Source organism: Aequorivita echinoideorum, from assembly GCF_018476645.1.
GTDB lineage: Bacteria > Bacteroidota > Bacteroidia > Flavobacteriales > Flavobacteriaceae > Aequorivita > Aequorivita echinoideorum.
In genome coordinates, this window is the sequence record NZ_JAHCTB010000003.1 from 485,920 (window position 1) to 507,066 (window position 21,147).

Annotated in this window: 19 protein-coding genes; 7 read left to right on the forward strand and 12 right to left on the reverse strand. The window is 39.1% G+C overall.

The window, feature by feature from the left end; all coding sequences use genetic code 11:
• Positions 1-94: 94 nt before the first annotated feature.
• A complete protein-coding gene (locus KIV10_RS09125; protein WP_214113197.1) occupies positions 95-1,576 on the forward strand; it encodes a sodium:solute symporter in 1,482 nt (493 codons plus the stop codon).
• On the opposite strand, the gene KIV10_RS09130 is transcribed toward KIV10_RS09125, so the two are convergent.
• The 4 genes from KIV10_RS09130 to KIV10_RS09145 all read right to left on the reverse strand — a co-directional run bounded on the left by KIV10_RS09130 (position 1,529) and on the right by KIV10_RS09145 (position 5,473).
• Positions 1,529-1,888 carry a CoA-binding protein gene (locus tag KIV10_RS09130; RefSeq protein ID WP_214113198.1) on the reverse strand — a complete coding sequence of 120 codons (360 nt, stop codon included), beginning with the start codon at positions 1,886-1,888 and terminating at the stop codon, positions 1,529-1,531. The two genes, KIV10_RS09125 and KIV10_RS09130, sit on opposite strands and share 48 nt — an antisense overlap.
• Positions 1,889-2,213: 325 nt before the next feature.
• Positions 2,214-3,221 carry a 3-oxoacyl-ACP synthase III family protein gene (locus KIV10_RS09135; RefSeq protein WP_214113199.1) on the reverse strand — a complete coding sequence of 336 codons (1,008 nt, stop codon included), beginning with the start codon at positions 3,219-3,221 and terminating at the stop codon, positions 2,214-2,216.
• Positions 3,222-3,491: 270 nt separating this feature from the next.
• Positions 3,492-4,799, reverse strand: a complete 1,308-nt coding sequence (locus KIV10_RS09140; RefSeq protein ID WP_214113226.1) for an ABC1 kinase family protein — start codon at positions 4,797-4,799, stop codon at positions 3,492-3,494.
• On the reverse strand, positions 4,799-5,473 hold the full coding sequence (locus tag KIV10_RS09145) for a TetR/AcrR family transcriptional regulator (RefSeq protein ID WP_214113200.1): 675 nt from the start codon (positions 5,471-5,473) through the stop codon (positions 4,799-4,801). The genes KIV10_RS09140 and KIV10_RS09145 overlap by 1 nt, the downstream gene beginning before the upstream one ends.
• A gap of 257 nt (positions 5,474-5,730) precedes the next feature.
• Here KIV10_RS09145 and htpG point away from each other — a divergent pair, with 257 nt between their 5' ends.
• Together htpG and KIV10_RS09155 are read left to right on the forward strand one after the other, a co-directional pair.
• Positions 5,731-7,623 carry a molecular chaperone HtpG gene (htpG, locus tag KIV10_RS09150; protein WP_214113201.1) on the forward strand — a complete coding sequence of 631 codons (1,893 nt, stop codon included), beginning with the start codon at positions 5,731-5,733 and terminating at the stop codon, positions 7,621-7,623.
• A 93-nt stretch (positions 7,624-7,716) separates the two neighbouring features.
• Positions 7,717-8,088, forward strand: a complete 372-nt coding sequence (locus tag KIV10_RS09155; RefSeq protein ID WP_214113202.1) for a DoxX family protein — start codon at positions 7,717-7,719, stop codon at positions 8,086-8,088.
• On the opposite strand, the gene KIV10_RS09160 is transcribed toward KIV10_RS09155, so the two are convergent.
• The gene (locus tag KIV10_RS09160) at positions 8,068-8,847 is read right to left on the reverse strand and encodes a S1/P1 nuclease (protein ID WP_214113203.1); all 780 of its coding nucleotides are present in this window, start codon (positions 8,845-8,847) and stop codon (positions 8,068-8,070) included. The genes KIV10_RS09155 and KIV10_RS09160 overlap by 21 nt on opposite strands.
• A 207-nt stretch (positions 8,848-9,054) precedes the next feature.
• Between KIV10_RS09160 and KIV10_RS13945 the strand changes: the two genes are divergently transcribed.
• From KIV10_RS13945 to KIV10_RS09175, 4 genes are all read left to right on the forward strand, one after another.
• A complete protein-coding gene (locus KIV10_RS13945) occupies positions 9,055-9,459 on the forward strand; it encodes an alpha/beta fold hydrolase (RefSeq protein WP_246516241.1) in 405 nt (134 codons plus the stop codon).
• 26 nt (positions 9,460-9,485) lie between these two features.
• Positions 9,486-9,992: an alpha/beta hydrolase family protein gene (locus KIV10_RS13950; protein ID WP_246516242.1), complete on the forward strand. Its 507-nt coding sequence runs from the start codon at positions 9,486-9,488 to the stop codon at positions 9,990-9,992.
• An 81-nt stretch (positions 9,993-10,073) separates the two neighbouring features.
• The gene (locus KIV10_RS09170; protein ID WP_214113204.1) at positions 10,074-11,411 is read left to right on the forward strand and encodes a DUF819 family protein; all 1,338 of its coding nucleotides are present in this window, start codon (positions 10,074-10,076) and stop codon (positions 11,409-11,411) included.
• A gap of 81 nt (positions 11,412-11,492) precedes the next feature.
• The gene (locus KIV10_RS09175) at positions 11,493-12,206 is read left to right on the forward strand and encodes a DUF4369 domain-containing protein (RefSeq protein ID WP_214113205.1); all 714 of its coding nucleotides are present in this window, start codon (positions 11,493-11,495) and stop codon (positions 12,204-12,206) included.
• Here KIV10_RS09175 and KIV10_RS09180 read toward each other — a convergent pair.
• The 7 genes from KIV10_RS09180 to KIV10_RS09210 all read right to left on the reverse strand — a co-directional run bounded on the left by KIV10_RS09180 (position 12,193) and on the right by KIV10_RS09210 (position 21,144).
• Positions 12,193-12,459, reverse strand: a complete 267-nt coding sequence (locus tag KIV10_RS09180) for a hypothetical protein (protein WP_214113206.1) — start codon at positions 12,457-12,459, stop codon at positions 12,193-12,195. The two genes, KIV10_RS09175 and KIV10_RS09180, sit on opposite strands and share 14 nt — an antisense overlap.
• 68 nt (positions 12,460-12,527) lie before the next feature.
• Positions 12,528-13,502 (reverse strand): type I phosphomannose isomerase catalytic subunit, encoded by a 975-nt coding sequence (locus KIV10_RS09185; RefSeq protein WP_214113207.1) that lies wholly within the window; start codon positions 13,500-13,502, stop codon positions 12,528-12,530.
• Entirely contained in the window at positions 13,499-13,909 is a 411-nt protein-coding gene (locus KIV10_RS09190; RefSeq protein WP_214113208.1) for a 6-pyruvoyl trahydropterin synthase family protein, read from the reverse strand. Before KIV10_RS09190 ends, KIV10_RS09185 begins: the two co-directional genes overlap by 4 nt.
• Complete coding sequence (gene idi / locus KIV10_RS09195; RefSeq protein ID WP_214113227.1) at positions 13,906-14,424, reverse strand: isopentenyl-diphosphate Delta-isomerase; 519 nt, start codon at positions 14,422-14,424, stop codon at positions 13,906-13,908. Before idi ends, KIV10_RS09190 begins: the two co-directional genes overlap by 4 nt.
• A gap of 104 nt (positions 14,425-14,528) precedes the next feature.
• Positions 14,529-16,466: an OmpA family protein gene (locus KIV10_RS09200; protein ID WP_214113209.1), complete on the reverse strand. Its 1,938-nt coding sequence runs from the start codon at positions 16,464-16,466 to the stop codon at positions 14,529-14,531.
• 13 nt (positions 16,467-16,479) lie between these two features.
• Complete coding sequence (locus KIV10_RS09205; protein WP_214113210.1) at positions 16,480-17,433, reverse strand: PorP/SprF family type IX secretion system membrane protein; 954 nt, start codon at positions 17,431-17,433, stop codon at positions 16,480-16,482.
• A 54-nt stretch (positions 17,434-17,487) separates the two neighbouring features.
• Positions 17,488-21,144: an Ig-like domain-containing protein gene (locus KIV10_RS09210; protein WP_407650176.1), complete on the reverse strand. Its 3,657-nt coding sequence runs from the start codon at positions 21,142-21,144 to the stop codon at positions 17,488-17,490.
• Between the last annotated feature and the right edge of the window lie 3 nt (positions 21,145-21,147).

Here is a 21,147-nt window from a genome sequence, read left to right on the forward strand (position 1 = left end):
AATTTCAAAAGTATTAAAAATTAAAATGTAAAAGTATCCAAACTTTGTATTTTTACCGAACACAGGAATTTCAACCAAATCCTTTAAACGCTTTATGCAACCTATCCACATTTTGCTGTTGATTGCAGCATACTTCGCAATTCTTATTTTAATCTCATATTTTACAGGTAAAAATGATACCAATGATGCATTTTTTAAGGGCAATAACAATTCACCTTGGTATGTTGTAGCATTTGGTATGGTGGGCGCATCGCTTTCTGGCGTTACTTTTATTTCGGTACCGGGGTGGGTTCGGGATTCGCAGTTTAGCTATATGCAGGTGGTTATCGGGTATTTAATTGGCTATCTGGTGATAACCTTCATTTTGCTACCTATATATTATAGTCTCAATGTTACGTCCATTTACGAATATTTAAAACAGCGCTTTGGAAATGTGAGCTATAGAACCGGCGCTTTTTTCTTCTTTCTTTCCCGTGTTTTGGGCGCCTCCTTCCGTTTGTTTCTAGTTGCCGTCGTGCTTCAGTATTTTGTTTTTGAAGCGTGGAATGTACCGTTTGTTGTTACCGTGATTCTGTCCATTTTACTTATTTGGATTTATACTGCGCGCGGCGGAATTAAAACAATTGTTTGGACAGATACGCTGCAGACCTTCTTTATGCTTGGCTCCGTGGCAATCGCCATTTATTTTGTGTCAACAGAACTCAATTGGGGTTTTACTGATTTATTTACCGCTGAAGAATTAAAACCCTACACAAAATTATTTTTCACCGATAGTTTTTTGGATAAAAATTATTTTTGGAAAGCCTTTTTCGGAGGTATGTTCATAACAATTTGCATGACAGGCCTTGACCAAGATATGATGCAGAAAAACTTGACTTGCAAAAATTTGAAGGATGCGCAAAAAAACGTTCTCTCGTACAGTTTGGTTTTCGTACCGGTAAATATTCTGTTTCTATTTTTGGGCGCTTTACTTTTTATTTATGCCGAAAAAAACGGAATTTCCGTTCCTATGCTCGATGGAAAGGAAAAAACCGATTTACTTTTCCCTGAAATCGCACTTAACGGCGGAATGGGGATTGGGCTGGGAATCATTTTTATTTTGGGATTGATTGCCGCAGCGTATTCCAGCGCAGACAGTGCGCTTACTGCACTTACCACAAGTTTCTGTATCGACTTTCTAGATATAAAAAAGAAAGAACTTTCCAAGCAAACGGGAATTCGCAAAAAAGTGCACGTAGGTATAAGCATACTTTTGGTAGTGGTAATTATCGCTTTCAAATATTTATTGGACAGCAGCGTTATCGACCTCCTGCTAAAAGCGGCGAGCTACACATATGGACCACTTTTGGGACTTTTCAGCTTCGGGATTTTTACCAAAATTCAAATTAAGGATAAATGGGTAGGATTGGTCGCCATACTTTCTGTGGCAATTACCTATTTAATAGGAAGTATTCCCGCGGAATATCTGGGTGGTTATCAATTTAATTATGAATTGTTGATCGTAAACGGCGCACTTACATTCTTAGGTTTAATATTGATTAGTACCAAGAAGGACCAGCGTACAAGCAACCTCTGATTCTATATTTTTTTCACGAAGAATTTTATACAATTCGGGGTTTTCTGTACCGGGATTGAAAATTACGCGCTTCGGTTTCAGTGAAACTATATAATCATAATATTCACCTTGTCTTTTTGGATTCATATAAAGCGTAACCGTATCTATGCCATCAAAATTTTCTTTGTCGGTTGAAATTTCCACTCCGGCCACCTCGCCCTTTTTGAGTCCGATGGCTTCCACTTCGTGACCGTACCGCACCAATCTATTGATCGCAATATTCGAATATCTGCCAGGATTAAGGCTTGCCCCTATTACCAATGTCTTTTTCATTTCAATGTTTTTCTTAAAATTACAATTCAACACGTATTTGGGCTCATAAAGCTACGTTAAAATGAAAATGCCGTGAAACATTCTAGTAATATTGTCGTCTTCTATTATGTGAATAAATTCTTTACCGTGACAATTTTTACGTTGATGGTTAGTGTTATTAATAGCGGTAAAGAGCCAAACCCGAAGCAGTTGCTCCGGGTTTGTTTTTTTTATAATGAATGTGAAACATTCTAAAATTTGCTTCGTCTATAGTGTAGAGAATTTCTTTGTATTGAATCAGCAATAAAGGCCTTTTCAGAATTTCATTTTTGAAGGGGCTTTTTATTTACCAGCGAATGATCGCGCTTCCCCAAGTGAAACCACTTCCAAAAGCTGCCAATACAACCAAATCACCTTCTTTAATTTTTCCCTCCTCCCATGCTTCAGTTAGCGCAATAGGGATGGATGCTGCGGTAGTATTTCCATATTTCTGAATATTGTTGAAAACCTGCTCATCACGTAGCTTCATTTTTTGCTGAATAAACTGTGAAATGCGAAGATTGGCTTGGTGCGGAATCAATAAATCGATGTCCGAAACTTTCAAATTATTCGCATCAAGGCCTTCCTGAATAACTTCCGCAAAGCGCACAATGGCGTGTTTGAATACAAATTGCCCATTCATATACGGGTAATACGGAATATCTTCCTGTGGATTTTCAGCAATTATCTGCGGCACCCAATATTCCGTACTTGGACCTTGCAGTGATAATTCGTCTTTATGTTTTCCTTCGCTATGAAGGTGGGTAGATAAAATTCCGCCCTTGCCACTTTCATTTCTTGAAATTACGGCTGCGCCGGCGCCGTCTCCAAAAATAACCGACACACTTCTTCCGCGATCGCTGAAATCCAGACCTCCGCTATGATTCTCGCTTCCTATTACCAAAATATGCTTGTACATTCCAGTTTTTATAAACTGATCTGCCACAGAAATCGCATAAACAAATCCGCTGCATTGATTGCGCACATCCAGAGCTGGGATGGTTCGCATTCCCATCATTTCCTGCACCTCAACTCCACCACCGGGAAAATACATATCCGGACTCAAAGTGGCAAAAATGATCATATCGATAGCATCGGTGCCAAGGCCGGCACGCTCAAGCGCAATTGTTGCAGCTTTTACACCCATGATCGATGTGGAATTGCCATCGCCTTTCTTAATGTGCCTGCGTTCTTTAATTCCAGTTCTTTCTTGAATCCACGCATCGTTGGTATCCATTAATTTTGAAAGATCGTCATTGGTAACCACATTTTCGGGAACGTAATGACCCAATCCGGTAATTTTTGAAGTGTACATTTAAGAAGATTTGAAATACGGGTGAAAGATAACTATATCGGGCATTACGTGGAAACTTTTACACTTCAGATAATATGCGCGCATAGTTTTTTATCCTTTTATTCGCATAAAAAAAGGGTGCGGAATCCGCACCCTTCTTAAACAACCTAACCAATTAAATAATAGAATATTTTACTCTTTCATAGCAACTATTTCTATTATCAGTGGCATAAAGATACCACTCTTTGCTGCCGTAAACTGTTAAGGCGCTAACCAAAGTTTTGTTAAAGTTTAAATGTAGTTTTTATAGCTGTTTATTTGCACATTTGCGCCCAAATCATTCATTAAATTGTAGAGCCCAAAAAACGTTCGATTGATGTATAAAAAATGTTTGGATCCTCTATTACCGTTCATTTTTCTGATTTCTGTGTCCTTTGAATATTTCGAACTTAGCTCTGCAATTTTCCCAAAGAAAACTTCATCTGAAAAATCAAACGTTTCCCCGTGAAAAGGCTTGGTAAAGAGACTCAACATTTCGTGGAACAATTCTGAAAAAAACTTCACTTCTTCCGGAGAATCTGTGTCCTTCAAAATTTCAAGCGCATACATTTTCTCAAGAAAAATTTCAGGATCATCAATATTTTTTGGCTCTGCCAATTCAAAGTAAGGTTTATAAAATTCCTCAGGAACCGTTTTTACGCAGCCGAAGTCTATTGCAATTAAGTTAGAATCTGCATCAACCAAGAAATTACCGGGATGGGGATCTGCGTGGACGCGCTTTAAATGATGCATTTGGAACATGTAAAAATCCCACAGTGCCTGGCCAATTTTATTACCCTTTTCAGTATCGGTATTTGTTTTTGAAAATTCTGAAAGATGCTTGCCATCCATCCAATCCATTGTAATAATCCGTTCGCCGGAAAGTTCTTCGTAATATTTTGGAAATTTAAGGTTAGGGATATTTTTACAAGCTTTACTTATCTCCTTGCTTTGCGCCACTTCCAAGACATAATTGGTTTCCTCCAGCAATTTACCTTCCATTTCCTGAAAATATTTATCGCTGTCCTTTCCCTTTATATTGAACATTTTCATCGCCACAGGTTTTACCAGAGCCAAATCGCTACTGATACTTTCCGCAACGCCGGGATATTGTATTTTCACGGCAAGTTTTTTCCCATTTTTTGTAGCTTGGTGCACTTGCCCGATACTAGCAGCAGCTACCGAATCTGCGTTGAAGGTATCATATAATTCCTCCGGATTTTTACCAAAATATTTTTTGAATGTCTTACGTACCAACGGCGCGGACAACGGCGGGACCTGAAACTGCGCCAATGAAAATTTTTCAACATATGCCTTTGGCATAATGTTTTTCTCCATGCTCAGCATTTGGGCAACTTTCAGCGCACTTCCTTTCAAATCCTTTAAACTATCGTAAATATCCTCAGCATTATTTTTATTGAGTTCGTCCTTCGTGGTTTCAGGATTTACAAGCTTTTTGCCATAATATTTTAAATAATTTCCGCCCACTTTTACGCCCGTAGACATCAATTTTGAAGCACGTTGAATTTTATTCGTGGGAATTTTATCGATTGATTTCATTAGGCCATTTTCTCCTTCCATAAAAATTTTCCGAAATCCAAAACACTTTCCAGCGGAGTGGTTTCAAAAACATCAAAAATTGCTCGAACGGATTTTTCGATAACCAAATCCGTATTTTCAAAACCAGCAGAATTATCGTCCATCCAGTATTTCAAAATGAAGAGCGTTTGTAGCCAAGCTCCCTCAGAAAAAACCGTCACGGAATGCTTCAATACTTTCACTTTTTTCTCATCATTTTTTTCGCGAATCAATTCTGAAGCAAAATCTTTCACGTTTTTACGGAGTCCTTTTAACTGTTCCAAATTTTTCAAAACATTTTTGTTCTCTTTTAAGGCAAAGAGCACGTAACTCCGATTCATTGTCAACAATTCAAAAAAGGTATAGAAAAATGTGAGCATTTTTTCTTTATTCGTATAGGTTTCAAATGCCGCATCTTTATTGATTAAAAGAATTGTTTGCTGGTAAAATGAATTCCAAATTTCCTTTCGTAAACCATCAAACGAGCCAAAGAACTCATAAAATTCAGCTTCTGTAATATTGTTTTCCTTACAGAATTTATAGACACTCGTTGGTACGTGTTCGTGTTCCAAAACGCTTTCCATGTAAATGGAGATTATTTTTTCTGCGGTTATTTTAGATTGTTTTGCTTTATTTTCAACTTTTTTAGCTACCATAATTTATATGTATTTAACAGACACTGTGCTGATTATTCTTTTTTAATTTTATCAAAGATACTTAATGTTTAATTTTTTTTGAATAACGTTAAACAGAAGGTTCTGTTAAAATTTTTTCTAAAAATTATGACATCGTGTCAGCAACTCCTGCGTGGTATTTTATTTGAATTGTTTTATCCCAGAAAAATTCAAATCATTTGTAACAAATTTCCTGCCCAATTTTTTTTGAAGCTGGGAAATAATAAACCTAAAAAAATATGAGTAAAGGAACTATTAATGTATCTGTGGATAATATTTTTCCGCTGATTAAAAAATTTCTGTATAGCGACCACGAGATTTTTCTCCGTGAATTGATTTCAAATGCAACCGATGCCACCCTCAAATTGAAACATTTGGCAAATATTGGTGAAGCTGAAGGAGTGGAATACGGCGAACCAAAAATTGAGGTCAAATTGGACAAAAAGAAAAAGCAACTCCGCATTATTGACCAAGGAATTGGGATGACCGGCGAGGAGGTTGAAAAGTACATCAACCAGATTGCATTTTCTGGCGCGGAGGAATTTATTGAAAAATACAAAGACAAAAATGGCAAGGATGCCGGAATTATCGGCCACTTTGGGCTTGGTTTCTATTCGGCATTTATGGTGGCCGAAAAAGTTGAAATCATTACCAAAAGCTATAAAGAGGAGCCCGCGGTGCATTGGATTTGCGACGGTTCACCAGAATTTACTCTGGAGAAGTCGGACAAAAAGGAGCGCGGTACCGAGATTATACTTCACATCGCCGAAGATTCTACGGAATTTTTGGAAGAAAATAGAATCAAGGAACTTTTGGTTAAGTATAACAAGTTTATGCCAATTCCTATTAAATTCGGCACAAAAACAGAAACTCTACCAAAACCCGAAGGTGCAAAAGAGGACGAAAAGGCACCTACAAAAGAGGTTGATAATATAATAAACAACCCTAATCCAGCTTGGACAAAGCAACCAACTGAACTCGAGGATAAAGACTACAATTCATTTTACAGAGAGTTGTATCCAATGCAATTTGAGGAACCGCTTTTCCATATCCATTTGAATGTTGATTATCCATTTAATCTTACGGGAATCCTTTATTTTCCAAAGATGACGAATGATATGAGCATTCAAAAAGATAAAATCCAGCTCTACCAGAATCAGGTTTTTGTAACCGATAATGTAGAAGGGATTGTTCCCGAATTTTTGACGATGCTCCGCGGGGTTATTGACAGTCCGGACATTCCGCTGAATGTTTCAAGAAGCTATTTACAGGCAGATGGAGCAGTCAAGAAAATTTCGAGCTACATAACGCGCAAGGTTGCGGACAAACTGAAAAGTTTATTCAATAACGATCGAGAAAGTTTTGAGAAAAAATGGAACGACATAAAAATTGTGATTGAATATGGAATGCTTACAGAAGATAAATTCTTTGAAAAGGCAAAGGATTTTGCGCTGTACCCCACTGTAAACAATCAATTTTTTACATTCTCTGAATTAAAAGAAAAAATAAAAGACAGTCAGACCGATAAGGATGGAAAATTGGTTGTGCTATACGCTTCAAATAAAGAAGAACAGCACTCATATCTTGCTTCCGCAAAGGAAAAAGGCTATGAAATCTTACTTTTGGATTCGCCGATTGTAACGCATTTACTTCAAAAAATTGAAAGCTCTGAGGAAAACATTTCATTCGTACGCGTAGATAGTGATCATGTTGATAATTTAATCAAAAAGGACGACACACAAATTTCAAAGCTATCTGATGATGAAAAGGAAACATTGAAAACATTTTTGGATGAAATAATTCCAAAAGAAAAGTTCAGCGTTCAGTTAGAAGCTATGGACAGCACCGCAAATCCATTTATAATTACCGAACCAGAATTTATGCGTAGAATGAAAGATATGCAAAAAACCGGCGGCGGCGGGATGTTCGGAATGGGAGGCTTTCCAGAGATGTATAATTTAATTGTGAATACCAATCACCCTTTAGTTGGCGAAATTCTTAATACGAAAACTGAAAAGAAAAAAGAACGGTTGGTAAACCAAGCGCTCGATCTCGCCAGATTGAGCAAAAACCTCCTAAAAGGTGAAGAATTGACTGCGTTCATTAAGCGGAGTTATGAGATGATTAAATAGATAAAATGCCCCCGCAAATTGCGGGGGCATTTATTTTAATTGGCATATCTTTCGTTTTTTAAACATATTTTTATAAACCTAAAAATTTTTATTATGCTTCCTTGGCACCAATATCTATTTGGTATTATTTTTATCTTAGCTGGAATGAACCATTTCAGAAAACCTAAATTATATAAAAGAATTATGCCGCCCTATATTCCGGCGCACAGCACTATGGTTCTTGTAAGTGGAATTGCAGAAATGGCTCTGGGATTTATGATCCTAAACCCTAAAACTCAAATCTTCGCGGCCTGGTCTATCATTTTAATGCTTGTTCTTTTTTTGCCAGTTCATCTATATATGTTACAAAATGAAAAAGCCGCAATGAAATTACCAAAATGGGCATTGATTGCAAGAATACCACTTCAGTTTGGTCTTATGTACTGGGCATATATATACGTAGCATTACCCATAAATATTATTTAAGAGAGCAGCCAGACGTATGCCGCCTTTTTGAAGTTGTGACCGCAATACATTCATATATTTATACATGTACTCGTAACCCAACTTCTCTCCCACTTTTGTGTTTTCATAAATATTTTCGCACAATTTCCGGCTATCATACATCCAGTCTAATGGCGTCCCCTTTTGTATTGCTTCTAATTGTCTTTCCGAAAGTACGTCAGCATTTTTTGAAATTTCAGAATAAGACATCTGGTAACTTTCCAATATAGAAGAATCCCACACCGTATGCAGATTTGTCCCTTCCCCAAACCAGCGTACCTGAAAATCATTACCTCCCTTATCTTCAGCCAAGCCTATGTGAAGGGGTTGGTGCAAATCTCCCATGAAATGAACTAACATCTTAAGATAGAAAACCTTGTCCTCGCGGCTACTCCTATCATCTTTCAAAATTGTAATACATTTATTTATGCCTATAATAATATCGCCTTTTTCACTTTTAGGAGAATCTTCATAACGCGCACCAAATGGAAAATTCACATAATGCCACGGACCGAAATGATCAAATTTCGCATCGCTCTTTATATCATCACCAAAATTTGAAACAAAAGCCAAAGAATGCGCATCCAATAATTTTGAAATTTCTTTCTTGGCCTTTTTAGACAAATATTTTTCAGCTATCTCGCCCGTAACGCGGTGTCCTGTTTTTCCCCAATCATCCGCAGCACGAAGGTTTGCAACAGAAATTATCAAAAAACTGAACGCAAAAATATATTTCTTCATAAGTGTATTTTTATTGCAAAGATAATGGGATCGCATTTTTATCTTCAGTAAAATCATTTTCTATTAAAAATTTAATGATTTCATAATTAAAGCTAATTTGGACAAATCTATTTTCAGAAGAATTTCATATCTTTTTTGAAACATTAGTTTTCATATTAAATTTTCCCGCACGGAATCATTTCTGCATCAATTTAAATATTTTCAATTATGAAATATATTCTATCATTTCTACTACTTTGCTTCGGAATTACAACCGCTCAAAAAGGAAATTTTAATTCCGAAGACCTAAAAATTACGCCACTTATAGATGGAACGCTCATAATTCCCGAACAACCGGCAAAAATGCCCTTAGCAATCATTATTGGCGGAAGTGGCCCCACAGACAGGAACGGTAACCAGATGATGATGGTCAACAATTCCCTTAAATTTCTGGCCGAAGGTCTTTATGCCGAAAACATTGCTTCTTTTAGATACGATAAGCGCATCGTTAAACAAATGAAAAGCAATAGTTTGAATGAAGAAAATATAGATTTTTCACAATTTATTGCTGATGCCGAAGCAGTGATTTCGTATTTAAAAAAGACAACAGATTTTCAAAAATTTACATCATAGGCCATAGTCAAGGTTCACTCGTTGGGATGGTTGCCGCACAAAAAGGTGCTGATGGATTTATTTCCATAGCCGGAGCCGGTCAAGAAATTGATGACGTTATTGTAGATCAAATTGAAAAACAATCACCTGGGTTGAAAGAAAATGCGCGTCAGGCTTTTGATGATTTGCGCGTTAACGGTTTCACGGAAAGCTATAATCCACTTATAGCTTCTATTTTTCGAAAGTCACTACAACCGTTTCTATTTACTTGGATCCAATACAATCCTCAAGAGGAAATAAAAAAACTGAAAATTCCTGTACTCATTTTAAATGGTGATCAGGATATTCAAGTGCAAGTTTCTGAGGCAGAAAAATTAAAGGCCGCAAAGCCAGATGCAGAATATAAAATCATTGAAAATATGAATCATATTTTTAAAGAAATAAAAAATGATGAAAATAATCTGGAAAACAGCAAATCCTACAATCAGTTTGATCTTCCGGTTATGCCTGAATTGATCGAGACTATCAGTAATTTTATCAAAAAGCATAATTGATCCCGTCGCTTTATTCAAATTATACTTTTACGCCTATTTATTTTTGAATGAAAAAATGTATTTTGCAGCAAAACCAATCCAATGCAAGAAAATACTTCAGAAATAGTTAGGGACACCACTCCATTTTTCACGGATGATACCATTGTATTCGGAATTTTAATGGTCCTCATCGGATTCATTTTTTATACTTCAAATAAAAAAACTGGATTTTGGAATAAATTTTACGCTATTGTTCCCTCGCTTTTCATGGCCTATTTTCTTCCGGCACTCCTTACAACTGCCGGAATTATTTCACCAGAATGGATTTCCATAGCTGAAACTGGCGAACCGGTAGCCGGAACCTCAGACCTATATTTTATGTCCAGCCGTTACCTGTTACCGGCCGCGCTTGTTTTGATGACACTTAGCATAGATTTGAAGGGAGTCTTTAATCTTGGGCCAAAGGCATTGATCATGTTTATTACAGGTACTTTTGGAATAATCATCGGCGGGCCCATTGCCGTTTTATTGATTGGAACATTTTTTCCCGAAGCCGTGGGCGGTGCTGGGGCAGATGCGGTATGGCGCGGACTTTCCACTCTAGCGGGCAGCTGGATAGGCGGCGGCGCAAACCAGACGGCTATGTTAGAAATTTACGGCTATAATCCCAGACTTTACGGGGGAATGGTATTTGTTGATATTGTTGTCGCAAATATCTGGATGGCCGTAATTTTATTTGGCATAGGGAAAACCGATAAAATTGATAAGTGGCTGAAAGCTGATACTTCTGCAATTGAAAGTTTAAAAGAAAAAGTTTCCACATACGCCAAAAAGGTTGATAGAAACCCAACACTTACAGATTTGATGATCCTCTCGGCAATCGCATTTGGAACGGTAAGTTTTGCACATTTTGGAGCAGAATACATCAGTGCATTTTTCAGCTCAATTGTGGCCGAAATTCCCAAAGGAATAACGCGCAATATTTTTACGTTTTTGGATTCAAGCTTCTTTTGGATGATTACCATCACAACAATCATTGGAGTGGCGCTTTCTTTTACAAAAGCGAAAAGTTATGAGGGTGCGGGCGCGAGCAAATTTGGCAGTGTGTTTATTTATATTCTGGTAGCTACAATTGGAATGAAAATGGACTTAACCCTTATTTTCGAAAACAAAATGCTTATTCTCATTGGTTTGGTTTGGATGGCAATACACGCTGGACTTATGATTTTGGTCGCCAAAATGATTCGGGCGCCATATTTCTTTCTCGCCGTGGGAAGTCAAGCAAACGTGGGCGGTGCAGCTTCAGCACCTATCGTAGCCTCGGCATTTCATCCCTCACTCGCCACAGTGGGCGTATTATTGGCCGTATTTGGCTACGCCATTGGCACGGTAGGAGCAATTCTGTGTACTGTGTTGATGCAGTTGGCATCGGTTTCGTAATGTGTCAAAATTTAAACGAAGCTGAAAATAGTTTCAAATAGTATTTATTTTTTCATCTTTGCAATCGCAAATTTTTTCAGAATGAAATATTCTTTTTTCGCAATAACGGTTATACTTTTTTTGATTGGATGCGCTTCAGAAAATAATTCCATGAATCTCACTGGTAATGTGAAGGGCCTCAAAAAAGGAACACTATTACTTCAAAAAATTGAAGATACCGCTTTAATAACCGTGGATTCAATTGTAATTAATGGCGATTCCAATTTTTCCTTTTCTGAAAAAATTGAAAGCCCGGAAATCTATTACCTATATGTAAGGTTGAAAGATGGAACTTTGATGGATGACCGCATTACTTTTTTTGCTGAAAATAAACCCATTAACATCAATACCAAACTTGAAAGATTTGGTAGCTCTGCGGTAGTTACTGGTTCCGTGAATGACAGTATTTTAAAGGAATACAATAAATTGATGCAACGCTACATAGATAAAAACTTGGAAATTATTCAAAACAGGCTCACCAAGACCGAAGGCAACGACTCACTATCTGCGATTTACGAAAAACAACAAAATTCTCTGCTTTCAAGTAAATATTTCGCGACCATCAATTTCGCAATGAATAAAAAGGAATATGAGGTTGCACCTTACGTCATATTGAGTGAAGCCTATAATGCCCGGGTACAATATTTGGATACCGTATACAAAGCACTTGCCCCAAAAATAAAAGACTCTAAATACGGAAAGGAATTAGAGTCTTTTATAAAGGAAAGAAAAAAGCTGGATACTATAGCGCGTTGATTTTATCAATCAATTTTCTGCCTTTTTCCTCCAATTCATTATTCACTTCATTGAAGTGTTTTTTCTTATTTTCGACACCTCTTTTGTTCACTTTTGAAATCAGTTCATCAAAAGTTGCAATTGCCTCATCGATAATTTCCTGTGATTTTTTGTTGTCTTTCTTAGGGTTTGTAAGCTCCCAGATATAAACAGCTTCAATGATATCGCCCAATACGTAGTTAATGTCCTTTTTTAAGTTGCGTACTTTTGCCATAATCTTTTCCGCTTGCGCGGTCTCGGTTTTAAATTATTTTATGAAATTGAGCCCAAAGGTACAAACATTTAGGGAATGTAGACCTCTAATAATTTTACAGAAGATGTGGCGATACCAACTTCGGTACAAGCGGCCGGAATAAGCATAGTTTCGCCGGACTCAATACTTTCAGCAATTCCATTTACGGTAATCGTGGCATTTCCCTCCGCACACATATACACGCTAAAAGAATCACGGCGCGAGCAATCCACAGAAATATTTTGCTTCAATTGAAGCATATTTATTTCAAAATATTTTGAAGAAATAATTTTTGATGGTTCATTTTCTTTGGTCACATAATCAAGTTTTGATTTTTTATTGAAAAAATCAATGGCTTGAAGCGCCAAATCTGTGTGCAATTCGCGCAAATTGCCCGAAGCATCTGGCCTATCCCAATCGTAAATTCTATAGGTTATATCTGATGTCTGCTGAATTTCGGCCAGTACAATTCCCGAGCCAATGGCGTGTACGGTACCTGGCGAGATGAAAAAAGCATCTCCGTTATTCACATTTTCGGAATGTAATATTTCGGTAATTTTATGGGCGGAAAGAGCGTTTTGATATTTTTCCTTTGTCATTTTTTGATTGAAACCCAAGATTAATCTACTATTTTCTTCAGCATGCAGAATATACCACATCTCGGTTTTTCCGAAAGCATTGTGCCGCAAAGCCGCAAGTTCATCATTAGGGTGTAATTGAACTGATAAATCTTCGTGGGCATCTATGAATTTAAATAGAAGCGGAAACGTAGTTCCAAATTTATCAAAAACCTTTTTTCCAACTACAGCCTCTTTGAAATTTTTAAGAAGCCAACGCAAATCTCTCCCTGAAAATTTACCATTTTTAATTATTGAAATATTTCCCTCGACACCGCTGATTTCCCAACTTTCACCAATTGTATTATTAGCATTTTTATTGAAATATGTTTTCAATTTATTTCCGCCCCAAATTTTTTCCTTTAAAATGGGTTCAAATTTTATAGGATAAAAATCTGATTGTTTCATTTGCCTGTATAAACAACAAAATTGCGCGGTGTTTCAAAAAGTTTTACGGAAATTTTATACTTAGAATCCAGTCGTTTTCTTATTTTCTCCCAAATAAATATGGCAATATTCTCAACAGTTGGATTTAAATCCATAAATGCTTCTACTTCAACATTTAGATTTTTATGGTCCAGTACATCCTCGACTTCTTCTTTCAAAATATTTTTCAGAATTTCAATATCAATTAAAAAACCTGTTTCTGGATCAATTTCACCAGTTACGCCTAGTTCCAATTCATAATTGTGCCCATGAAAATTGGGATTGCTACATTTTCCAAAAACCTGGAAGTTCTTAGTTTCGCTCCAATCCTTGCGATAGAGTCTATGCGCAGCGTTAAAATGTGTCTTTCTATATACCGTGAGGCTCATATGGTGATGTGATGTTGAAATTTATCAAAAATAATCTTGAACCAAGCTGTATAACTATCGGGATTTTTCTGAATATCCTCTTTAATATCTTCGAGGCACATCCATTTCCAGGAGGCAACTTCATCCGAATTAATTTTTGGATCTTGATTATAAGTACCTATAAGAATATGATCAAACTCATGCTCTGTGAGACCATTGTCAAAAGGCGCCTTGTATATGAAAGAAGTAGTTTTTTTTAAGGAAGTTGAAAAACCCATTTCCTCCTGAAGCCGCCTCATTCCAGCATCGAGCGTACTCTCACTATCTCTTTGATGACTACAACAAGTATTGGTCCATAAGCCAGGTGAGTGATATTTATGAAGCGCGCGTTGCTGCATCATAAGTTGCCGTGAATCATTAAAAACAAAAACGGAAAATGCCCTATGCAATATCCCCTTTTCGTGAGCTTCCTGCTTTGGCATCAATCCTATTTGCTCATCCTTATCATTTACAAGGATAACTTTTTCTTCTTCAATCAAGGCTTTCAGTTTTGCCCAAATGTACAAAATAGGATATTCTTTTAAAAGCAAAAAGCGCCCAATAGCTTGTATTGGACGCTTGTTAAAGTATATTTGGTTAATTAGTTCTTTATAATAAACATCGATCTTCTGTTTAGCTGATGCTCTTCTGCGGTGCAATCCACACCATTTGAACATTGATTAACAAGTTGGGATTCGCCATAGCCTTTAGCAGTTAAACGTGACGGATCAATACCTTTTCCAACCAACCATTTTAATGTTGATTGTGCACGTCTTTCAGATAATTGCATATTATATGCGTCGTTTCCTCTTGAATCTGTATGAGATTCTATATGAATGATAATTTCTGGATACTCGCGCAGCGCCGCAAGGATTTTTGCAAGCTCAATCTCAGCATCTTTACGAATGTTTGATTTATCGAAATCAAAATAGATTGGCTGAAGATTCAATCTACAACCTAAATCATCTGGAGGACAAGGGCCCACACGTTGCAGTGGTAATGGAACGTCAACAACTCCAGTTGCTGATGGAGTTTCAATGATTTTCTCATACGGATTGTAACCATCTTTGATCCCGCGGACAGTGTATTGCTTGTTGCAGTCTGCTGTAAAATTGTAAGTACCGTCTGTAGCAGACATAGTTTTATTTAGCAATTTGTTGTTTTCATCAAGTAAGGTTACTTCGGCATCTGCAATAACATCTCCTGATGTGGCATCTGTAACTACCCCTTGGATGGTTATAGTGCACATTTCCTTCACCAAATAAATATCATCTGCAATACTGCCTTCTCCGCTTCGGTTTGAGGACACATACCCTACTCTATTTTCTTCATTTATTATGAAACCGAAATCATCTTGCGCACTATTTGTTGGAGCGCCAAGGTTTGTAATTTCACCTGGTTTTCCATCTTTATCTAGTGGAGTTACGAAAATATCATAACCACCCAATCCCGAACGACCATCTGTTGAAAAATACAGATTGTTTTTATCGCTAATGAAAGGAAAAGATTCCTTTCCTTCCGTATTGATATCTGGGCCTAAATTTACTGGTTCCCCATAACTGTCATTGCCAAGAATATCAACATACCATAAATCCGACATACCTTCTGTACCGGGCATGTCTGAAGAAAAATATAATCTTTTTTCATCTAAACTCAGCGCTGGGTGCGCAATGGAATATTCCTTACTGTTAAAAGGCAATGCAACTATATTTGACCAAGTATTTTCCCCAGTTTTAGTGGCTTTGTAAATATTTAAACGTAATGTTTTAAAATCTTTGGTTTTATCTCTGCCTTTTTTACCATCCAAAAAGTTATTTCTGGTGAAATAAACAGTCATTCCATCTTTGCTAAATGTTGTGGAAGATTCGTGATATTCAGTGTTGATATCGCCACCTAATTTTGTAGGATTGGAAAGCTGTCCATCTGCATCAACATCTGCAATATAAAGATCCAAAAAGGGCTGTTGGGTCCAGTTGTACACTTTTCCATCTCCCGCGCCGGCGGCAGTTGCATAAACCACTTTATCTTTCATATAAAAAGAGGGTCCAAAATCTGATAATTCTGAATTAACTTTGACTTTTGCCAATTGGAATTCTCGAGATTTAAATACAATACTTTTAAGGTAATTGGGATCATCCTCAAATTTTTTGATAACCAACCCTTCACCTCCCTTGGCCTTGTAAGTGTCCAGCAATCTATTGGACTCCTCATATCTACCCAAACTTTTCAAAGATTGCGCCGCACGATAATAATATTCCGCATCGGTTTCATCCGGAAATTTTGTTACAAGTTTATCATACCATTTGGCCGCGTTAGTATAATCACTATTGAAATAATAGGTATCACCCAGCCTTTCGTATATCTCGGCTGATTCGTATCCATCTGCAACAACCTTTAGATATATCTCCCTTGCATCAATATATGCGAATCTATCAAATTCCTTATTTGCCTTTCTAATATCGCCTTTCTGAGCAAGCGTGCTTCCCGCGGTCAAAACCACAAATGATAAAAGAAATATGTTACGTACTAATGTATTCATAGTCTTATTTTTTTTAGAAGAATCTTGGAGTTAACACTCTTTCTGGTCTGTTGAATAATTCAAAACGAAGCATAAACTCGTATGATCCGTCGCTGTAATCTTCAATATCCGTTGTTTGATAATCATAACCAAATCCAAGAAAAATTTCATCTGTAAACTGAAATCCAACCAAACCGCTGAACGCCGCACTCCATCTATAGGCAGCTCCCAAAGTTAGCTTATCATACAACAAAAAGTTAGCTGAAACATCTGCCTGTAATGGAGAACCGCTAACCATTTTGAAAAGTGTTGCTGGCTTAAATTTTAAATTATCACTAATATCAAAAACATAACCTGCTATCAAAAAATAGTGCATGCGCTCTGCTGGAGTTGTTTCCAATTGAGTATTGGCTAAACTACCTCTATCAAAATGTTTTGTAGTCAAAAAGTTAGGCACAGAAAGTCCGGCATAAAATTTCTCAGTGTTATAATAGACCCCTGCCCCTATTTGTGGCTGCAGTTTGTTATCGATATTATTGTTTTCAAAGAAAGGATCTTCGCCCGCGGGATAGTTAGGCAGATTCAATTTATTAAAATCTACATCAAGCAGATCAACACCCGCTTTAAGTCCAAAAGATAGCTTGGCAGTTTGTGATGTTTGTATTGAATAGGAATAATCAACATTAACGTTGGTTTCAATCGATGGACCTATTTCATCACGAACAATAGATAACCCAAGCCCCATATTATCAAAAATACCAACAGGTGAACTCACTGTAAATGTTCCAGTTTTCGGAGCACCTTCAAAGCCTACCCATTGTGTACGGTATAATAATCCAAAGTTTAAGGTTTCCCTATTTCCAGCGTAAGCGGGATTTACCACTTGAGTGTTATACATATACTGGGTATACTGTGGATCCTGCTGCGCCTTACTTGAAAACGTACCAAGTAAAATCAAAATTATGACTGTTAAATAACTGTGTTTCATAGTTACGTATTTTAAACCCGGGAGGGAAAACTCTCCCGGGATTTTTTGATTTTTCTATCTATTAATATATAAATATCCATTATAACTGCTCTTACCAGGATTCTCAGCTGGGAACGTAAGAATGTAGTAATAAGTTCCCGTAGGCAATTCCTTATTTTGTTGAACAGTTACACGTCCTTCTGAAATCCCTCTAAAGGTATTTTCACTATCATCATCGCCTCTACCATAACCGTCAGTCTCGTAGACCAGTACTCCCCATCGATTATATATCTTAACATTGTTATTTGGATAGTTATGAATTCCTTGTATCCAGAAATAATCGTTGTAGCCATCTCCGTTCGGAGTTATACCATTGAATATTTCAAAGTTGCCTGCTTCAACAACCGGTAAAATAACTACCGTAGGATCATCAGGCTCCCCATCGCCTTCTAAGTCTTCATTGGTTAAGTCCGTCGGATCATCAGACAAGTCTGAAACCTCATTATTATCTGGATCTGTTGCGAAAACATTAGCTTGGTTTACAACTTCTCTATTGATAATATCCTGCTGAACTAAAGTGTAAACAGCCGTAAATGTCGAGCTATCTGTTTCTCCAGGCAACAACTCTGCAATTGGACCTCCAGATATTATAATTCCTGGCAATTGATCATCTATTGTTATATTATATAATGGAACATTTCCAGTATTTGTTACGCTGAAAACATAACTTACAGTTTCACCTGCACTAGCAGATAAGTTACCGTTATTATCATCAAACACACCTGTTTTCTCCAAGGTTATTGAAGGTTCCACCGGTGGAAGATCACATAAATCAACTACTGTAGGATCATCCTCTAAATAACTACTGTCGTCAGAAATATCTATCACAACACCTCCATTATATGAACCTTCAGCTGTAGCTTGATTTTCAACCAATCCTAAATCTACATCTACCTGTGTAACTGTGTAAATCGCTGAAAAGGTTGTAGTATCATTGGCTCCTGCTGCAAGTGTAATTGGTCCACCAATCACAGCAACCAGAGGATCTGTAATAATCACATCTGTTAATTCCACATTTCCAGTATTCTTAACATCGAAAGTGTAAACAATCGTTTCACCTAAATCAGCACACCCATTCCCATTCTCATCAGAAGGAGTTGCTATTTTAATAAGTGCGATCGCAGGCTGCTGGCACAGGACGGTAACCGTCGGGTCGTCAACGCCCACAGAGCCTCCGGAGGCATCGCTCACAAGGGTCCCGTCGGGGGCGGTGGCCTCCGCCGTGGCGGTGTTCACCACCTCCCCCGCGTCGATGTCCGCCTGGGTGATCGCATAGGAACCGGTATATATCCACGTCTCGTCCACGTCGAGCTCGCCGTCGCCGTCGGTATCGCCGCTGACCGGGCCGGGCACGTTGCCGCCAAGGAGCGCGTCGTCAACGGACACCGCGGACAGGCTCACGTTCCCCTGGTTGGTCACCGAGAAAGTGTACTCGATAAGCTCGCCAGGCTGGCTGCAGTCCCCGCCGTCGTCATACGAAGAGGTCTTCACTATGTCGATCGCAGGCTGCTGGCACAGCCCAATTACAGTAGGATCATCCTCAAGAATACTATTTTCATCAGAAAGATCCGTTACAATAGTTTGGTCTGGACCTGTTCCTTCTACAGTTGCTTGGTTGCTTATTTCCCCCGAATCAATATTGTTTTGAGTCAAAGTAAAATTCGCTTCAAATATCCAAGTTTCTCCTTCTTGTAATATTCCATCTCCATTATCTCCAGAAACAAGTACAATTGGTACAATTGGATTTGGAGTTTCTAACAATGGATCAGTTACTGAAATATTATCTAATGGAACATTCCCTTCATTAGTTACGGTAAATGTGTAGGTAATTGTTTCAGCAACATTTGTACAATCATCTCCATTCTCATCATTGAACACACCAGTTTTGATAATTGCTATCGCAGGAGCAGGTGTTTCTTCAATAAGAATATAAACCGTTGCTTGGTTTGTTGCAACAGGGTTTCCATTATCAAATATAGAATATACAAATTGATCCGTACCAGTAAAATCGGTATTAGGAGTGTAAACAAATGATCCATTACTATTAATAGTCACTGTACCATTATTTGGACCACTAATTGGTGATAAATTAACATCAACGGTTTGAGTATCACCCTCTGGATCACTGTCATTAATAAGGACATTTCCATTAATAGGTTGATTTATTTCGGTATAATATGAATCGTCATTTGCAACAGTAATATTTCCTTCATCAGCTATAATGTAAATTGTTACAATAGCCGTGTCACAAAGTGCAGGATTGCCGTTGTCACAAATTGTATATTCAAAAGTGTCTTCTCCAACATAACCTAAATTAGGAGTATATATATAAGTTCCGTCAGGGTTTAATACAACTGTTCCGTTTATTGGGCTTGTATTCTGCGTAATAACAATAGGATCATTATCTAAATCATAATCATTCACTATAACGTTTCCACTAACTGGAACATCTATTTCAGTTACATTAGTATCATTATTTGCAATAGGTGGATCATTTTCCAATATTGGATCGCCTACAACTTTAATAGTTACCGTCGCGGTGTCGCACGCGACCGGGCTGCCACCGTCGCACACCTGGTACTCGAAGCTGTCCGCGCCGAGGTAGCCGCCATTGGGCGTATAGGTATACGTGCCGTCGGCGTTGAAGACGAGCGCGCCGTTCGAGGGGCCCGACACCAGCGTGAACACCTCCGTGCCCGCCGGGCCGTCGGGGTTCTGGTCGTTCGTGCCCACGTCCCCGCTCACGGGCAGGTCAACGAACGTGTCGTTGATGTCGTCGATGGCCAATATCTCGTTGCCCCCCGCGTTCGGGTCGATGATGATGTAGACCGTCGCCTGGTCGGTGGCCACGGGGCTGCCGTCGTCGCTCACGCTGTAGACGAACTGGTCCGTGCCGCTGAAGCCGGCGCCCGGGGTATAGGTGAAGCTGCCGTCGGCGTTCAGCACGAGCGTGCCGTTGGCCGGGCCGCTCACGGGAACCGTGCTAACCGTCTGGGCGTCGCCCTCGGGATCGCTGTCGTTGTCGGATACGTTGCCCGTGATGTCGGCATCCGGGTACCCGTAGTACGAGTCGTCGTTGGCCACGGTGATGTTGCCCGCGTCGGGGACCACCGTGATCGTTACCGTGGCGGTATCGCACAGTGAAGGCGCGCCGCTGTCGCAGATCGTGTACTCAAAGGTGTCCTGGCCCTCAAAGCCGGGCGCGGGGGTGTAGGTGTAGGCCCCAGTCACAGGGTCGATCACCACGGTGCCGTTCGAGGGCGCCGTGTTGCCCGTGACGGTGAACGTGTCGCCGTCGGGATCATAGTCGTTAGACAGTACGTTTCCGCTGACGGGGACGCCCACCTCCGTGGTGTTCGTGTCCGCGTTAGCGACCGGGGGGGCATTGTCGGGGCCGCCAAGGGGCTGCACCTCGATGTAGACCGTCGCGGTGTCGCACGCGACCGGGCTGCCACCGTCGCACACCTGGTACTCGAAGCTGTCCGCGCCGAGGTAGCCGCCATTGGGCGTATAGGTATACGTGCCGTCGGCGTTGAAGACGAGCGCGCCGTTCGAGGGGCCCGACACCAGCGTGAACACCTCCGTGCCCGCCGGGCCGTCGGGGTTCTGGTCGTTCGTGCCCACGTCCCCGCTCACGGGCAGGTCAACGAACGTGTCGTTGATGTCGTCGATGGC